This is a genomic window from Pseudomonas gessardii, assembly GCF_001983165.1.
GTDB lineage: Bacteria > Pseudomonadota > Gammaproteobacteria > Pseudomonadales > Pseudomonadaceae > Aquipseudomonas > Aquipseudomonas gessardii.
The window spans coordinates 97889-114168 of the sequence record NZ_MNPU01000002.1 but is presented as its reverse complement, the minus strand read 5'-3'; the positions used below and the strand labels follow the sequence as shown (position 1 = coordinate 114168).

Annotated in this window: 16 protein-coding genes and 1 pseudogene; 8 read left to right on the top strand and 9 right to left on the bottom strand. The window is 62.6% G+C overall.

The window, feature by feature from the left end:
* The first annotated feature begins 21 nt into the window (after window positions 1-21).
* From ccoS to hemN, 3 genes are all read left to right on the top strand, one after another.
* Entirely contained in the window at window positions 22-249 is a 228-nt protein-coding gene (ccoS, locus tag BLL38_RS02745; RefSeq protein WP_057960320.1) for a cbb3-type cytochrome oxidase assembly protein CcoS, read from the top strand.
* Window positions 242-925, top strand: coding sequence for a sulfite exporter TauE/SafE family protein (locus BLL38_RS02740; protein ID WP_076961236.1), 684 nt, complete (start codon window positions 242-244; stop codon window positions 923-925). Before ccoS ends, BLL38_RS02740 begins: the two co-directional genes overlap by 8 nt.
* A 102-nt stretch (window positions 926-1027) precedes the next feature.
* Complete coding sequence (gene hemN, locus BLL38_RS02735; protein WP_076961235.1) at window positions 1028-2410, top strand: oxygen-independent coproporphyrinogen III oxidase; 1383 nt, start codon at window positions 1028-1030, stop codon at window positions 2408-2410.
* A 6-nt stretch (window positions 2411-2416) separates the two neighbouring features.
* On the opposite strand, the gene BLL38_RS02730 is transcribed toward hemN, so the two are convergent.
* A complete protein-coding gene (locus tag BLL38_RS02730) occupies window positions 2417-2887 on the bottom strand; it encodes a hypothetical protein (protein WP_076961234.1) in 471 nt (156 codons plus the stop codon).
* A 154-nt stretch (window positions 2888-3041) separates the two neighbouring features.
* Here BLL38_RS02730 and fnr point away from each other — a divergent pair, with 154 nt between their 5' ends.
* On the top strand, window positions 3042-3776 hold the full coding sequence (gene fnr, locus BLL38_RS02725; RefSeq protein WP_076961233.1) for a fumarate/nitrate reduction transcriptional regulator Fnr: 735 nt from the start codon (window positions 3042-3044) through the stop codon (window positions 3774-3776).
* Window positions 3777-3866: 90 nt separating this feature from the next.
* Window positions 3867-4415 carry an adenine phosphoribosyltransferase gene (locus BLL38_RS02720; RefSeq protein ID WP_076961232.1) on the top strand — a complete coding sequence of 183 codons (549 nt, stop codon included), beginning with the start codon at window positions 3867-3869 and terminating at the stop codon, window positions 4413-4415.
* Window positions 4416-4533: 118 nt separating this feature from the next.
* Here BLL38_RS02720 and BLL38_RS02715 read toward each other — a convergent pair whose 3' ends face one another.
* The 5 genes from BLL38_RS02715 to dnaX all read right to left on the bottom strand — a co-directional run bounded on the left by BLL38_RS02715 (window position 4534) and on the right by dnaX (window position 10171).
* Window positions 4534-5682, bottom strand: coding sequence for an acyl-CoA dehydrogenase family protein (locus BLL38_RS02715; RefSeq protein WP_076961231.1), 1149 nt, complete (start codon window positions 5680-5682; stop codon window positions 4534-4536).
* A gap of 201 nt (window positions 5683-5883) precedes the next feature.
* Complete coding sequence (gene recR, locus BLL38_RS02705) at window positions 5884-6486, bottom strand: recombination mediator RecR (RefSeq protein ID WP_076961229.1); 603 nt, start codon at window positions 6484-6486, stop codon at window positions 5884-5886.
* Window positions 6487-6544: 58 nt separating this feature from the next.
* Window positions 6545-7570: an NADP-dependent oxidoreductase gene (locus BLL38_RS02700; RefSeq protein ID WP_076961228.1), complete on the bottom strand. Its 1026-nt coding sequence runs from the start codon at window positions 7568-7570 to the stop codon at window positions 6545-6547.
* Between the two features lie 141 nt (window positions 7571-7711).
* On the bottom strand, window positions 7712-8050 hold the full coding sequence (locus BLL38_RS02695) for a YbaB/EbfC family nucleoid-associated protein (protein WP_003193199.1): 339 nt from the start codon (window positions 8048-8050) through the stop codon (window positions 7712-7714).
* A gap of 66 nt (window positions 8051-8116) precedes the next feature.
* Window positions 8117-10171, bottom strand: a complete 2055-nt coding sequence (gene dnaX, locus BLL38_RS02690; RefSeq protein ID WP_076961227.1) for a DNA polymerase III subunit gamma/tau — start codon at window positions 10169-10171, stop codon at window positions 8117-8119.
* A 133-nt stretch (window positions 10172-10304) separates the two neighbouring features.
* Here dnaX and BLL38_RS02685 point away from each other — a divergent pair, with 133 nt between their 5' ends.
* Window positions 10305-11072 carry a substrate-binding periplasmic protein gene (locus BLL38_RS02685; RefSeq protein ID WP_076961226.1) on the top strand — a complete coding sequence of 256 codons (768 nt, stop codon included), beginning with the start codon at window positions 10305-10307 and terminating at the stop codon, window positions 11070-11072.
* Here BLL38_RS02685 and BLL38_RS02680 read toward each other — a convergent pair.
* From BLL38_RS02680 to BLL38_RS31780, 3 genes and pseudogenes are all read right to left on the bottom strand, one after another.
* A complete protein-coding gene (locus BLL38_RS02680; protein ID WP_076961225.1) occupies window positions 11051-12742 on the bottom strand; it encodes a putative bifunctional diguanylate cyclase/phosphodiesterase in 1692 nt (563 codons plus the stop codon). The genes BLL38_RS02685 and BLL38_RS02680 overlap by 22 nt on opposite strands.
* An 18-nt stretch (window positions 12743-12760) precedes the next feature.
* Window positions 12761-13828, bottom strand: a complete 1068-nt coding sequence (locus BLL38_RS02675) for a methyl-accepting chemotaxis protein (RefSeq protein WP_425311922.1) — start codon at window positions 13826-13828, stop codon at window positions 12761-12763.
* 216 nt (window positions 13829-14044) lie between these two features.
* A pseudogene (locus BLL38_RS31780) lies at window positions 14045-14326 on the bottom strand (PAS domain-containing protein); the annotation flags it as partial.
* A 457-nt stretch (window positions 14327-14783) separates the two neighbouring features.
* Between BLL38_RS31780 and BLL38_RS02670 the strand changes: the two are divergent.
* Window positions 14784-15098 carry a helix-turn-helix domain-containing protein gene (locus BLL38_RS02670; protein ID WP_029298195.1) on the top strand — a complete coding sequence of 105 codons (315 nt, stop codon included), beginning with the start codon at window positions 14784-14786 and terminating at the stop codon, window positions 15096-15098.
* A 182-nt stretch (window positions 15099-15280) separates the two neighbouring features.
* Window positions 15281-16183: a DUF2167 domain-containing protein gene (locus BLL38_RS02665; RefSeq protein WP_076961223.1), complete on the top strand. Its 903-nt coding sequence runs from the start codon at window positions 15281-15283 to the stop codon at window positions 16181-16183.
* Window positions 16184-16280 lie beyond the last annotated feature (97 nt).

Genomic DNA, 16280 nt, shown 5'->3' with positions numbered 1-16280 from the left:
CCGCGCGGGCCTGGAGTAGCGATGCCAGCTCTTTACGTAATGATTCCTGCGGCGCTGCTGATCGTCGCCATCGCCATCTACATCTTCTTCTGGGCGGTGGACAGCGGCCAGTATGACGACCTCGACGGGCCGGCCCACAGCGTGCTGTTCGATGACCAGGACCCCAAGCACCTGGCCGCTGTCGACGAGGCCAGCAGCCACCCGCAGCCACCGGCCAAGCCAGACGAACCGGCGCCGCCCCATGCTTGACCTCGCGCCGCTGCTGGTTTCCGCGCTGATCCTCGGCCTGCTGGGCGGCGGCCATTGCCTGGGCATGTGTGGCGGCCTGATGGGCGCGCTGACCCTGGCCATCCCCCCGGAACAGCGCAGCCGGCGTTTTCGCCTGCTGCTGGCGTACAACCTGGGACGCATCCTCAGCTATGCCACCGCCGGCTTCTTGATCGGCCTGGCCGGCTGGGCCGTGGCCAACAGCCCGGCGGCGATGTTCATGCGTATCCTCGCCGGCCTGCTGTTGATCAGCATGGGCCTGTACCTGGCCGGCTGGTGGAGCGGCCTGACCCGTATTGAAAGCCTCGGGCGCGGCCTGTGGCGCCATATCCAGCCGTTTGCCAACCGTTTGCTGCCGGTGTCCAGCCTGCCCCGCGCCTTGCTGCTGGGCGCACTGTGGGGCTGGCTGCCCTGCGGCCTGGTCTACAGCACACTGTTATGGGCCGCCAGCCAGGGCAATGCACTGGACAGCGGGCTTTTGATGCTCGCCTTCGGCCTCGGCACCTGGCCGGTATTGCTCGCCACCGGGCTGGCGGCAGAGCGTATCACCGCGCTATTGCGCAAACGCAGCGTGCGCATGGCCGGCGGCCTGCTGGTGATTGTGTTCGGTATCTGGACCCTGCCCGGCCCCCATCAGCACTGGCTGATGGGCCATTAAAAGGCCATGTGGCATAGCGCCGCTCCCCGTTGATACAAATCAAGATGCCCCGCCAGCCATGCCCCTAGACTCGGCCCACTAGCCAATCCGGGGAACGCCCGCATGCTCGACGCCATTCGTTGGGACACTGATCTGATTCATCGCTACGATTTGGCGGGGCCGCGCTACACCTCCTACCCCACCGCCGTGCAATTCACCAGCCAGGTCGGCACCTTCGACCTGCTGCACGCCCTGCGCGACAGCCGCAAGGCCGTGCGCCCGCTGTCGCTGTATGTGCACGTGCCGTTCTGCGCCAATATCTGCTACTACTGCGCCTGCAACAAAGTCATCACCAAGGACCGGGGCCGCGCCCAGGCCTACCTGCAACGCCTGGAGCAAGAGATTCAACTGGTCGCCTGCCACCTGGACCCCAACCAACAGGTGCAGCAACTGCATTTTGGCGGCGGCACCCCGACCTTTCTCAGCCACGACGAATTGCGCCAGCTGATGGCGCAACTGCGCCAACACTTCAACCTGCTGGATGACGACTCTGGCGACTACGGCATCGAGATCGATCCACGGGAAGCCGACTGGGCCACCATGGGCCTGCTGCGTGAACTGGGTTTCAACCGGGTGAGCATCGGCGTGCAGGACCTGGACCCCGAAGTGCAACGGGCGGTCAATCGCCTGCAAAGCCTGGAAGAGACCCGCGCGGTGATCGATGCCGCGCGCACCCTGCAGTTTCGCTCGATCAATATCGACCTGATCTACGGCCTGCCCAAGCAGACACCCGAGCATTTCGCCCAGACGGTGGCCGAGGTCATCAGCCTGCAACCGGACCGCCTGTCGGTGTTCAACTATGCCCACCTGCCAGAACGTTTCCTGTCCCAGCGGCGGATCAACAGCGAAGACCTGCCGGCCCCTGCCGTCAAGTTGCAGATGCTTGAGCAAACCATTGAGCAGCTGACGGCGGCCGGCTACAACTACATCGGCATGGACCACTTCGCCCTACCCGATGACGAGTTGGCCATTGCCCAGGAAGAATCCACCCTGCAACGCAATTTCCAGGGCTACACCACCCACGGCCATTGCGATTTGATCGGGCTCGGGGTCTCGGCCATCAGTCAGATTGGTGACTTGTACTGCCAGAACAGCAGCGACCTGAATCATTACCAGAACGCCTTGGCCGGGGCGCAACTGGCCACCAGCCGCGGCCTGCTCTGCAGCGCAGACGATCGTTTGCGGCGGGCGGTGATTCAACAGCTGATCTGTCACTTCAGCCTGGACTTCGACAGCATCGAGCAGGCCTTCACCGTGGATTTTCGCGGCTATTTCGCCCAGATCTGGCCACAACTGGAAGTGATGGCCAGTGACGGCCTGATCGAACTCGACGCCGAGGGGATCCGGGTGCTGCCGGCCGGGCGCCTGCTGGTACGCTCGGTGTGCATGGTGTTCGATGCCTATCTGGAGCAACACAATAGGCAACGATTTTCACGGGTGATCTGAGCCGGGCTACTTGGCCATCAACGAGGCGGTCTTCACCGCGTCCCCAGCACTCAGGTTCTTCATTGCTTCGTTCAACGACGCATAGGCGGCGGTCAGCGCGGCTTGCAAGCCGCCCAACGCCGACTGCACGCCGCTCAGTTTCGCCAGGGCCTGCTCCGGGCTCAGGCGCTTGTCGGCCATGACCGCCGACATCTCTGCCATCTTTTCCGCGATCTGCTGCTTCAACTGGCGAATCATTTTCAGCAGTTTCTGCACGTTCTCGTCCAGCCCGCTTTCTTCAATATCGTTGTTGGCCGTTTTCTCGGCGTTGGCGGCCCTCAGCGACGCACCGGAAAAGGTCACACTCACGCCTTCGGCAGGCTTGGTTTCACCGAGCGCCGTTGTCTCGGCCCCCGCGCCCACGGCGCTGGTTTTTTTCGGTTCAAGCAGCGTCGGCACTGTGGTGCGGGACGGAAGATTGCCGTCGATGGAAAGCATATCGTGAGCCTCCAAGCTCTTGGTCGTTAGCAGTCCATCGGCCGCCGTGCAAAATTCTTTATACCCCTGCCGGTTTTTTGTACAGGCTGGCCGGATAGTCCCTCAGTGCGGTACCCTTACGGCTTATGTGTGTTTTCCCACAAGGATTTAAGAAATGTCCGAGCCAGTTAAACTGCGCGCTCATAGCCAGGCTCACTGCAAGGATTGCAGCCTGGCACCCCTCTGCTTGCCACTTTCGCTGAATCTGGAAGACATGGATGCGCTGGACGAAATCGTTAAACGTGGCCGCCCCCTGAAGAAAGGCGAGTTTCTGTTTCGCCAGGGTGACAAGTTCGATTCCGTCTATGCGGTGCGCTCGGGCGCCTTGAAGACATTCAGCCTCAGTGATGGCGGCGAAGAGCAGATCACCGGCTTCCACCTGCCCAGCGAGCTGGTTGGCTTGTCGGGCATGGACAACGAGATCCACCCGGTATCGGCCCAGGCCCTGGAAACCACATCGGTGTGCGAGATCCCGTTCGAGCGCCTGGACGAACTGGCCCTGCAATTGCCCCAGTTGCGCCGCCAACTGATGCGGGTCATGAGCCGGGAAATCCGTGACGACCAGCAAATGATGCTGTTGTTGTCGAAGAAAACCGCCGACGAACGGATTGCCACCTTCCTGGTCAACCTGTCGGCACGCTTCCGCGCCCGTGGCTTCTCGGCCAACCAGTTCCGCCTGAGCATGTCGCGCAACGAAATCGGCAACTACCTGGGCCTGGCGGTGGAAACCGTGTCCCGGGTATTCACCCGCTTCCAGCAGAACGAACTGATCGCCGCCGAGGGCAAGGAAGTGCACATCCTCGATCCGATCCAGCTCTGCGCGCTGGCCGGCGGCTCCCTCGACGGCTGATCGCCGGACAAGGGGCGCGACACTTGCGGCCAAGCCAACCGGCGAGGCCGCAGGTATACTGCCGAGTCTTTGCGCCCAGGACTCCCGACGATGACTTTCGACGCCTTCGACATCAAATCCCTGATTCGCCCCGTCATCGACTTCCCCAAGCCTGGGGTGATCTTTCGTGATATCACGCCGCTGTTCCAGTCGCCCAAGGCCATGCGCCTGGTGGCCGACACCTTTATCCATCGCTACGTCGAAGCCGAGTTCAGCCATATCGGCGCCATGGATGCCCGCGGTTTTTTGATCGGCTCGATCATTGCCTATCAGTTGAACAAGCCGCTGATCCTGTTCCGCAAGCAGGGCAAGCTGCCGGCGGACGTACTGTCCGAGGGCTATCAGACCGAATACGGCGAAGCCTTCCTCGAAGTACACGCCGACAGCCTGTGCGAAGGGGATTCGGTATTGATGTTCGATGATCTGATCGCCACCGGTGGCACCCTGATTGCTGCGGCCAACCTGGCGCGGCGCATGGGCTCACGGATTTTCGAGGCGGCGGCGATTATTGATCTGCCGGAGCTGGGGGGTTCGCAGCGTTTGGAGGATATGGGGATCGCAACCTTCTGTTTGACGCAGTTTGGCTTGGCTGAGCGGTAATTTACGCTGGTCTTGCGGGCCTCATCGCGAGCAAGCCCGCTCCCACCTTTGAATGGGTTCACAAATCAAAATGTGGGAGCGGGCTTGCCCGCGATGAGGCCAGTGATAACAGCCTCAATCACAACCCCATCTGCTTACTGATGATCTCGTTCATCACCTCGCGAGTCCCGCCGCCAATCGACAAAATCCGGTTGTCCCGGTACAGCCGCTCCACCAGGCTGCCGCGCATATAACCCAGGCCACCCAGGATCTGCACCGCGTCATATGTCACCCGGTCGGCGGTGTCGGTGGCGAGGTTCTTGGCCATGGAAATCTCCTTGATCACACTCTTGCCCGCCGCCATCTTCGCCGCCTGGCGGTAAGTGAACTCCCGGGAAACCTCGACCGCCGTGGCCATCTCCGCCAGGCGGTGCTTGAGCACCTGGAACTTGCCAATCGGCTTGCCAAAGGCCTCGCGCTGCGCGGCCCACTTCAGGCTCTCTTCCAGGGCCATCTGCGCCGTCATGTTGGCCATCAAGGCCAGGGCCAGGCGTTCGCTCTGGAAATTGCCCATGATGCAGGCAAAGCCCATGTTTTCGGCGCCGATCAGGTTGCCTACCGGCACCTGGCAATCGTCGAAGAACAGCTCGGCGGTGTCCGATGCCCACCAGCCCATTTTCTTCAGCGGCTGGCCGACGGTGAAGCCTGGTGTGTCCTTTTCGATCAACAGCAGGCTGATGCCGGCAAAACCCGGCCCGCCGGTACGCACGGCGACGGTGTAGTAGTCGGCGCGCACGCCGCTGGTGATAAAGGTCTTGCTGCCACTGACCCGATAGCAGTCGCCATCACGCACCGCACGGGTTTGCAGGCTAGCCACATCGGAGCCGCCACCGGGCTCGGTGACGGCCAGGGCCATGATTTTCTCGCCGGACAAGACTTGCGGGGCCACGCGCTCGCGCACTTCGGGGCGCGCCCATTTGACGACGGGCGGCAGGCCGATATCCAGCGAACCCAGGCCCGCCACTACGCCACCAGAACCACAGCGCATCAGCTCTTCGCTGGCGGCAACCTTGGCAAACAGGTCGCCTTCATGACTGCCGCCCAGGGCTTCGGGGTAGCCAATGCCGAGAATCCCTGCCGCGCCGGCCTTGAGGTACAGCTCACGGGGGAAGTGTTCGGCCTCCTCCCATTGCTCGATGCCCGGCAGCATCTCGCGCTCGACAAAACGGCGCACACTGTCGCGGACCAATTGGTGACTGGGGTCGAAGTATTCCTGATAGGCAGACATCGGCAAGCTCCATGCAGAGATGGAGCGAACTTACCAAGCGCTTGCTTGGTTATCAAGCAGTACGCAAAAGCAATGTGTGTCGCTTATGTGGGAGCTGGCTTGCCTGCGATGCAGGCACTGCGGTGTATCAGGGGGACCGAGGCGATGCCATCGCAGGCAAGCCAGCTCCCACACAAGCCAGCGTGCTACAGGATATTAGGCTTAGAGCGCGATAGGTTTACGCCCGGCAAACGAGTGCGCCAGGGTGCCGCCGTCCACCAGCTCCAGTTCGCCCCCCAACGGCACGCCATGGGCGATGCGCGAGGTGATCAAGCCTTTGTTGGTCAGCAGTTGCGCGATGTAATGCGCCGTGGCTTCCCCCTCCACCGTCGGGTTGGTGGCCAGGATCACTTCGGCAAAAGTGCCCTGCTCTTCAATGCGCGCCACCAGTTGCGGGATACCAATGGCTTCCGGCCCCAGGCCGTCGAGCGGCGACAGGTGGCCCTTGAGCACGAAGTAGCGCCCGCGATAGCCGGTCTGTTCCACCGCGTACACGTCCATCGGTCCTTCGACGACACACAGCAGTGTGTCGTCGCGACGGGGATCGGCGCATTGCGGGCACAGTTCTTCTTCGGTCAGGGTGCGGCACTGGCGGCAATGGCCCACACCGTCCATGGCCTGGCTCAAGGCCTGGGCCAGCCGCGAGCCACCGCTGCGGTCACGCTCCAGCAGTTGCAGCGCCATGCGCTGGGCGGTTTTCTGGCCCACGCCCGGCAGGGTCCGCAGGGCATCGATCAGTTGACGAATCAGAGGGCTGAAGCTCATGGGGCAAAGGTCCGACAAAACAACGAGACGCGGTTTATACCCGCGCCTCGGATAAGCGTCAAATACGCACGACCAACTTGCCGAAGTTGCGCCCTTCCAACAGCCCGATAAAAGCCTCGGGTGCCTGCTCCAGGCCGTCGACCACGTCTTCGCGGAACTTGACCTTGCCGTCACGCACCCAGGGCGCCATGGCGCTGATAAATTCCGGGTGGCGGTCGCCATAGTCGTCGAACACGATAAAGCCCTGGATGCGCACGCGCTTGGTCAACAAGGTGCGTTGCAGCGCCGGCAGCCGATCGGGGCCGCTGGGGGCCTCATGGGCGTTGTAGCCGGCAATCAGGCCACACAGGGGGATCCGCGCCTTGGGATTGAGCAGAGGCAGTACGGCGTCGAAGACCTTGCCGCCGACGTTTTCATAATAGATGTCCACCCCGCTGGAACAGGCCTGGGCCAGTTCATCGGCAAAGTCCGCGCTTTTATGGTCGATGCACGCATCAAAACCCAGCTCCTCCACCACATAGCGGCACTTGTCTGCACCGCCCGCGATGCCGACCACCCGCAAGCCCTTGAGCTTGGCCACCTGGCCGACCACCGAGCCCACCGCGCCCGAGGCTGCCGCGACCACCAGGGTTTCCCCGGCCTTGGGTTGGCCGATATCCATCAGGCCCATGTAGGCCGTCATGCCGGGCATGCCCAGCACGCCAAGGGCCATGGACGAGCTCGGCAGGCCCTTGGGCACCGGCATCAGGTTGCGCCCATCGCTGATGCTATGGCTTTGCCAGCCGGTGGCGCCAACCACTAGGTCGCCCACCTCGAATTCGGGGTTGCGCGACTGTTCGATACGGCTGACAGCGCCGCCGGTCATTACCTCGCCGATTGCTACCGGCGCGGCGTAGGACGGCGCATCACTCATGCGCCCACGCATGTAGGGGTCCAGGGACAGGAACAGGGTCTTGAGCAGGACCTGGCCGTCCTCCAGGTCTGGCAGCGCCACGCGCTCCAGGCGAAAGTTCTCCGGCACGGGCGCGCCTTGCGGGCGGGAGACCAGGACGATGCGCTGGTTAAGGGTCATGGCTTGGGTCATCAGCAAGGCTCCTTTATATCGGTGATTGAATTCAGCGGTATAGGGTGCAGACAGCTGTTGCAAGGCTAACGTTCGATTGTGCCCGACACACACAAAAATGCCAGGCGCTAGGCCTGGCATTGTCAGTGTCGCGCTAGCCGATCAGAACGGCAGCTTCATGCCCGGCGGCAGTTGCATGCCCGCGGTCACGCCGGACATTTTGTCCTGGCTGTTGGCTTCGATCTTGCGCACGGCGTCGTTGACGGCCGCGGCGAACAGGGCTTCGAGCATTTCCAGGTCGTCTTCGCCAACGCCCGGCAATACGCTTGGGTCGATGCTCACACGCTTGATGTCGTGACGACCGGTCATCACCACGCTGACCATATCGCCACCGGCTTTACCGGTGACTTCGGCGTTGGCCAGCTCTTCCTGCATCTTGGCCATCTTTTCCTGCATCTGCTGCGCCTGCTTCATCAGGCCGGCCATGCCACCTTTCATCATGGGAATCACCTCAAAAGTACGTGGATCAATACGGCGCCGTGCCTTGGGGCACGGCGCCTGCAATTATCAGCCTGCTGCAACCTGGGCTTCGACAGGTTCAATAGTATCGTGTCGCACCACCGCGCCAAACTGCTCCATCATCTGCTGGATCAGCGGATCGGCCTGGATCGACGCCTCGGCCTCGCGCTGGCGGTTGAGCCGGCGACGGGTGGCAGCCTGGGCCGGGGTTTCCTGTTCGGGCTTGATCAGCTCGATGGTCACCGTCAAGGTGCGCTCGTGGAACTGGTTCAGGGCGTCGTTGAGCCGGCGCTGCTGGGTCGCGTTGAACAGGGCACTGTGGGCCGGGTCCAGGTGCAACAGCCAGTGATCGCCCTCGACCGCAATCAGCGTGCAGTTGGCGGCGATGCTGCCGGTCATGCCGGAGATCGGCAGTTTCGGGAACAGCTCCAGCCATTGCAGGGCCAGGCCGGTGGCCGGCATGGCGGCAGGTTCCGCCTCCGGCTCGGGCGCCGGCTCAGCGGCGTGCTCGCTGGCCAGGTCGTCCAGGTAGCTGTAGGCCGAATCCATGTCCGGCTCAATGTAGTCTTCATCCAGCGGCGGCTCATCATCGTCCAGGTCGATGCCCGGCGTGGCGGCGTCCACCTCGGCGATGGTCGGTTCAGGCACGGGAGCCGAGACCCATTCCGGCGCGTCCGGCACCACGCTGTCGGGAGTCGGCGTCGGCATCGGCGTAAGCTCAGGCTGCTCGCCGGTGGTTTCCAGTACGGGCTCGACGGCAGGTGCCTGCTCGGCCACGACCTCTACCGGCTCGTTCCAGGGCAGATCGACCACGGGCGCGGGCGCAGGCTCGACAACCGGCTCCGGCGCCGCCACAGGCGCCACAGGCTCAACCGCAACCGGGGCTGGAGCGACGGCCACAGGTTGCGGCGCGATCACTGGCGCGACGACGGCCGCGCCAGCCACTGGTTTGGCGGAATCAACTGTGGCTTGGCTGATCCCCACTGGCTTTAGCGGCTGTCTCGGCGCATCGGCGGTGTCTGCGGGGCGGAATGCCAGCATGCGCAGCATGACCATTTCAAAACCGCCGCGCGGGTCTGGCGCCAACGGCAGGTCGCGGCGCCCGATCAGGCCCATCTGGTAGTAGAACTGCACATCTTCGGCCGGCAGCGCCTGGGCCAGGGCCAACACGCGATCGCGGTCGCCGTGGCCGTTATCGACCCCTTCAGGCAGTGCCTGGGCGATGGCGACGCGGTGCAGCACGTTGAGAATTTCCGAGAGCACGCCATTCCAGTCCGGGCCCTGTTCCGACAAATGGCGTACGGCTTCGAGCAGCGCCTTGGCGTCGCCTTCGATCAGCGCATGCAGCACGTCAAACACTTGGCCGTGATCGAGGGTGCCGAGCATGGCGCGCACGTCGGCGGCCATCACCTTGCCTTCGCCGAAGGCTATCGCCTGGTCGGTCAGGCTCATGGCGTCACGCATCGAGCCATCGGCGGCGCGGCCGAGCAACCACAGCGCGTCATCTTCAAACGGCACGTTCTCCACACCCAACACATGGGTCAAGTGCTCGACCACCCGCTCGGGGGTCATGTTCTTGAGGGAGAACTGCAGGCATCGCGACAAAATCGTTGCAGGAAGTTTCTGCGGGTCGGTGGTGGCCAGGATGAATTTGACGTAGGGCGGCGGCTCCTCCAAGGTCTTCAACAGCGCGTTGAAGGAGTGGCTGGAGAGCATGTGCACTTCGTCGATCAGGTAGACCTTGAAGCGGCCACGGCTGGGGGCGTACTGCACGTTGTCCAGCAGTTCGCGGGTGTCCTCGACCTTGGTGCGGCTCGCGGCGTCGATCTCGATCAGGTCGACAAAGCGCCCCTCGTCGATCTCCCGGCACACCGAGCAGGTGCCGCAGGGCGTGGAGGTGATGCCGGTCTCGCAGTTCAGGCACTTGGCAATGATCCGTGCAATGGTGGTCTTGCCCACCCCGCGCGTGCCGGTGAACAGGTAGGCGTGGTGCAGCCGTTGGCTGTCCAAGGCATTGATCAGAGCCTTGAGCACATGGGTCTGGCCGACCATTTCGCGGAACGAGCGCGGGCGCCATTTACGTGCAAGAACCTGATAACTCATCGAAAACCGTCGCAACTGGGAAGCGGAAGCCGGTAATGCTAGCGGAGCAGGGGGGAAATTGCATCCGGCACGCTCGCCTAATCTGACTAAGCTGTCTTAGCACGCCCGTACCAGGGCGGATCCCGGAGAGTTTATGCGCGTAGTCCTGGGCGCTTTATGGATGATCAGCACACTGAGCCTGGCGGCGCCTGCGCCGTTGCGCTTCGCCATTTCCGACAGCTGGGCCATGCCTCTGGTGCAGATCGAGCGGGACCAACCGACCCAGGGCATTTTGTATGACCTGATGTTGAGCCTGGCGACCCAGGTCGGCCATCCGGCCCGGTTCCAGGTATTGGCCCGGGCCCGCATCGCCCCGGCCATGAAAAATGGCGAAGTCGACGTGCGCTGCTACGTCGCACAGGCGTGGCTCAATGACCTGTCCGGCGATTATGTGTGGAGCATCCCGTTGCTGGTACAGCGCAATGTGCTGGTCAGCGCCCACGTGCCGCCGCTGTCGGTCATTGTGGACAAGCTGTCGACACAGAATATCGGCACCGTGCTCAACTACAGCTACCCGACCCTTGAACCCTTCTTCGCCACGGGCCAACTCAAGCGCGACGATGCCCGCAGCGAAGCGCAAGTGCTGCAAAAGCTGGTGGCCGGGCGTTTCAAGTACGCAGTCACCAACGAGTGGGCCCTGGAGCGCTTCAACCAGCAACTGCCGCTGGGCCGCCGCCTGCACGTGGTGGCCGTGGTCGAAGAGCAAAGCCTGGGCTGCTATGTGCGCAACGACCCGGCCCTGCCCGTCCAGCGGATTTTGCGCACCTTGCTGCGGATGAAGATGTCAGGGGAAATCGACGGCATCGTCCAGCTCTACACCGGCAACGGTGGGCGCCAGCCTCAATCTTCATCAACGCCATAGTTGAGCAGATCGAACCCCGCCGCCCAGGCCGGCACCTCGGCGGCGGGCATGGGCTGGGCAAAATAATAACCCTGGGCCACTTCACACCCCATGCGCAGCAGCAACTGGCCATGCTCCAGGGTTTCCAGGCCCTCGGCGATCACTTCGCGGCCAAAGGCCCGGGCCAGGCCGATCACCGCCTGGGTCAGCGCCAGGTCGTCCTTGTCATGCAGGATGTCGCGCACAAACGACTTGTCGATCTTGATGGTCTGGGTCGGCAGGCGCTTGAGGTAGCTGAGGGACGAATAGCCGGTGCCGAAATCATCCAGGGAGAACCGCACCCCCAGCGCCTGGCATGCCGCCAGGTGCTCGGTAACGCGCTGGATATGATCGATGGCCACCGATTCGGCGATCTCCAGGTCAAGCATGTGCGGCGCAACATCGGGATGCTGGGCCAGCAGCTGTTGCAGGCGCTCGACAAAATCCGCGCGCTGGAAATGCCGCGCCGCGATGTTCACGCTGACCGGCCAGCAATGCCCGGCCTCTTGCCACTGGCGTATCTGCGCCAGCACCTGGTCCATCACCCATTCGCCGACGTCGACGATCAGGTCGGTCTGCTCGATCAGCGACAGGAAATCCTTGGGCGACACCAACCCGCGTATCGGGTGCTGCCAGCGCAGCAACGCCTCAAACCCCACGACCTGGCCGTGGCGCAGGTTGATCTTGGGGTGGAAGTGCAGGCACAACTCCCCCGCCGCCAGGGCCTGGCGAATCTGCTGCACGGTCTGGTGGGTAGCCTTGACCTCCTGCTCCAGGGACACGTCAAACAGCTGGTAGCGGTTACGGCCGCTTTGCTTGGCCACATACATCGCCTGGTCGGCATGGCGCAGCAAGGTGTCGGCATCCTCGTCATCCAACGGGAACAGCGTGACGCCAATGCTGGCAAACACGTTGATCTGCGCCCCCAGGATCGAGTACGGCTCGGAAATGGCCGTGAGGATGCGCCGCAAAGCGCGGTTCAACTCCTCGGCATCGCGCACGTAGCGCAGGATCAGCACAAACTCGTCACCGGCCAGCCTGGCGACCACGTCTTCGCCGCGGATGATGTCCCGCAGGCGGCTGGCGACCTCCACCAGCAACAAGTCGCCGGAGGCATGGCCGTAGCCGTCATTGACCGCCTTGAAGCCATCCAGGTCGAGCATGCACACCGCCAGGGGGATGTGCTCGCTGCGGGAAAACTCCAGGGATTGCACAAGCAATTCCGAAAGATAGGCGCGGTTGGGCAGCCCGGTCAGTACATCGTGGCCGACCCGCCATTGCAGGGTTTGCAGCAACTGGCGCTTTTCGCTGACATCAAACCGAATCGACACGTACTTCTGCACCTGGCCGGTACGCTCATCGACCAGCGGCACCATGGTGCTGTCGACCCAATACAGCGACCCATCCTTGGCGCGGTTGCAGATTTCCCCGCGCCAGACCTTGCCCTCGGTGATGGTGCGCCACATGCCCTGGAAAAACCCGGCAGGGTGCAACCCAGAGCTGAGGATCCGGTGGTTGCGCCCCAGCAACTCGTCGCGGCTGTAGCCGGACATGCCGCAGAATTGGTCGTTGACGTAGGTGATGCGGCCGGTGAGGTCGGTCTCGGAGAAAATGGCGGCGGCATCCACGGCCCTGCGGTATTTCTCATCCATGAATGAGGCTCTAGGTGGCTAGCGGTTGAACCGCTCGACCAGGGCACGCAACCCGGAAGAGATGCTTTCAAGTTCCCGGCCCCGGGTAACTGCAGCGTTGGCATTGCCCGCTGTCTTTTGTACCGTGGCCGCGACGTTATTGATCTGTTGTGAAACATCCTCTGCGACGTGGGATTGTTCCTGTGAGGCAGCAGCCATTTGCTGGCTCATGCCGGTAATGCGCTCCACCGCCTGGCGAATGCCCAGCAGTGCCTGTTGCGCCTGCAATACCTGTTGCACGCCCTGCTCGGCCTCGTGAATGCCGGTGCTGGCAATGTTCACCGCTTCGTCGGCGCCTGCGCGCAGACTCTGGATAATGCCCTGGATCTGCTCGGTGGACTCACGGGTCTTGCCCGCCAGTGCCCGCACTTCATCGGCCACCACGGCAAAGCCGCGACCCTGCTCGCCGGCCCGCGCCGCTTCGATAGCGGCGTTGAGGGCCAGCAGGTTGGTCTGGTCGGCGATGGCCTGGATCATGCTCGCGGCCACGCGGATTTCCTGGGTCTGGCCGGCCAGATGGCCCACCGCCTGGTTGATCTGGGTGACGGTGCTCGCCAGCAACTGGATCGCCTCGCGGGTGCTGCCGACCACCTGGCTGCCGTGCCCGGCCAGGTCATTGGCGGTGCGGGCTTCGCTGGCGGTCTGCTGCACATGCGTCGCCACTTCGGCGATGGACGCGGCCATTTCGGTCATGGCGGCGGCGGTCATATCGGTCTCGGCGCGCTGCTCCAGCAGCGCCGACTCGGTCTTGCCCGACAACACACTGGAATCGGTCGCCGCCTCGGCCATCTGCGTGGCCAGGTCGCTGAGCCGCGTGAGGGCGGTTTTCAAGCGCGCCTCCTCGCTGATCAGGATCATTTCCAGCTGCGCCGCCGGGCCCAGTGCATCGCTGTAGGTCATGGCGCTGATGGGGTCGGAAAAGGTGTTGGGCGTGTGCTCGACAATCTGCTTGAGCTGCTGCCCCAGACGCCGGTGTGCCCAGGCCCCCAGGCCGAGAAACAGCAGCGCGGCCGATGCCTGCGCCCAGCCGGTGGGCAGCCATTGCACCGCGCCACCAGCGACCAGCGCCGCCAGGGCGGGCACGGCCAGGGCATTGCCGAGCTGGCCCAGGCGCTGTGGCAGCGACACCGCCGAGCGCCCGGCACGCAAGCGTGCGTAGAGCGCTTCGGCACGCCGCACCTGCTCGCGCGTCGGCTTGACCCGCACCGACTCGTAGCCCACCAAGCGGCCCTTTTCGAGGATCGGCGTGACATAGGCGCTGACCCAATAGAAGTTGCCATTCTTGCAGCGATTCTTGACCACGCCCATCCAGCTGTGGCCGGCCTTGAGGTAGCGCCACATCAGTTCAAACACCGCAGGCGGCATGTCCGGGTGGCGTACCAGGTTGTGGGTACTGCCGATCAGTTCGGCCTGGGTGAAGCCACTCATGGCCGCAAACTCGGCGTTGCAGTAGGTAATATGGCTATTGATGTCCGTCGCGGAAATGAGCCGTTGCTGCTCCCCGAAAGTCTGTTCAACTGTGGTGACCGGCAAATTGACGCGCACTTTAAAGCTCCATGGACAGCATTCGATCTACCGGCCCGGGATCGGGTAGATCCGGCAGGTAGAGGGGTATTTCCAGACGGGTAAACCGTCAATCGGCTGGCTGGCCCCATTCAGCGGGCAAACCAGGTTTTACCCAGCACCTGACCTTCGGTTCGACGAAGATCAACTAGGCTTTAATTCGAGCGTCTGGTACGAAAGACGGGTGCTGCAGGGCCGTGCTAGAGCGCCCCTGGCGCTGCGGCCAAGCAACTTTCAGCGGTCACCTTTATGAAAGTGAGGAGAAAGCGATGATTTCCTGTTTCATAAAGCTGCCCTGTGAAACAAGCCCGTCAAATACTTGTCCTAAACGCCGATTCTACGAATTACATCACACTTTGCAAGAAAAGGTGATGGTGCGTGCCGTTGCCTAATGCCAATATTTATCGTTAAGTTCTTGATTCTAAATGGGAATTGAGCGATGCAAATTTCAAGTTTGGGTCCAGCCATCAGACGCTACCGAAAGGTAGCGGGGCTTACTCAGGCTGAACTAGGTGAGAAAACCGGTTTTGACCCTAAAACCATCAGCCGCTTCGAAACCGGCACCTATACACCCAGCGTTGACGCTCTCTTCTTGTTTGCAGAGGCCCTGGGAGTGAAGCTGAAAGTCTTTTTTGCCGATCTGGGCGATGAGGAAGAACAGCGCGCTTATCTGTTCGGTGTCATTCATAAAGCCACCCCGAAGGATCTGGGAAAGCTGATAGCGGCGGTAGACCAGGCCTTGTCCAAGCCTTAGAGCTCGCACGACATAAAAAGAGCAGGCCGCTGATGTTGCCTGCCCTTTGCCTCCAGACATGATCCAACCGGACAGCCCCTCTTTTGGCAGGCGCTGGGCCACGCCTTTTGTCAACATGGTCGCGCGGCCCAGGTGGATTCGGTATCCTTTTGCGCAATTATTTCAAAATGTAAAGGACTACCATGAACTACCTCCGCCTACTGGTGGCGGCTGCCGTCTTGAGCCTGCCTGTCGCGCCGGTCCATGCCAGCACCGCCCCGGCGCCGGTCGAAACCAGCGCCCCCGCCGAAACCGCCGAACACTTCCTCGCCTCCCTCAAACAGCAAACCGGCACCATCACCCTGCCCGGCGGTATCGCCACGCTCAAGCTCAACGACGAGTTCTACTACCTTGACCCCAAGGACAGCGAACGCCTGCTCACCGACGGCTGGGGCAACCCGCCGGGCTTCAGCACCCTGGGCATGATCGTGCCCAAGGCCGTCAGCCCACTGTCGGCACGCGGCTGGGGCGTGATTGTCAGCTACAAGGACGACGGGCATATTTCCGACGAAGACGCGGCCAAAATCGACTACGCCGAACTGCTCAAGCAGATGCAGGAAGACGATGCCGAGGACAACCAGGAACGCCAGAAACAGGGCTACGCCGGCCTGCACCTGCTGGGCTGGGCCGAACCACCGCACTACGACCAGCAGTCCCACAAGATGTACTGGGCCCGTGAACTGAAAGCCGACGACGCCGAACAGAACACCCTCAACTACAGCATCCGCGTGCTGGGCCGCGAGGGCGTGCTGGAACTCAATGCTGTCGCCGCCATGGCCGACCTGCCCACCATCAAGCAGGAACTGCCCAAGGTCCTGGCCTTCACCAACTTCACCGATGGCAACCTCTACACTGACTACAACCCGGGCACCGACAAGCTGGCGTCCTACGGCCTGGCCGCACTGGTCGCAGGCGGGATCGCCGGCAAGGCCGGGCTGTTCGCCAAGATCGGCATCTTCCTGCTGGCGGCGAAGAAGTTTCTGGTAATTGGTGTGATTGCCCTGCTGGCCGGCGCGCGCAAATTCTTCAACCGTCACAAAGGCTGATTGCCAGACACGCAAACGCCGCGGGAAACCGCGGCGCATGGATAGCTTCGCCCGCTGCACAGGAGTGCATGGCAAAGTAAAAATACGGATGAGTTGC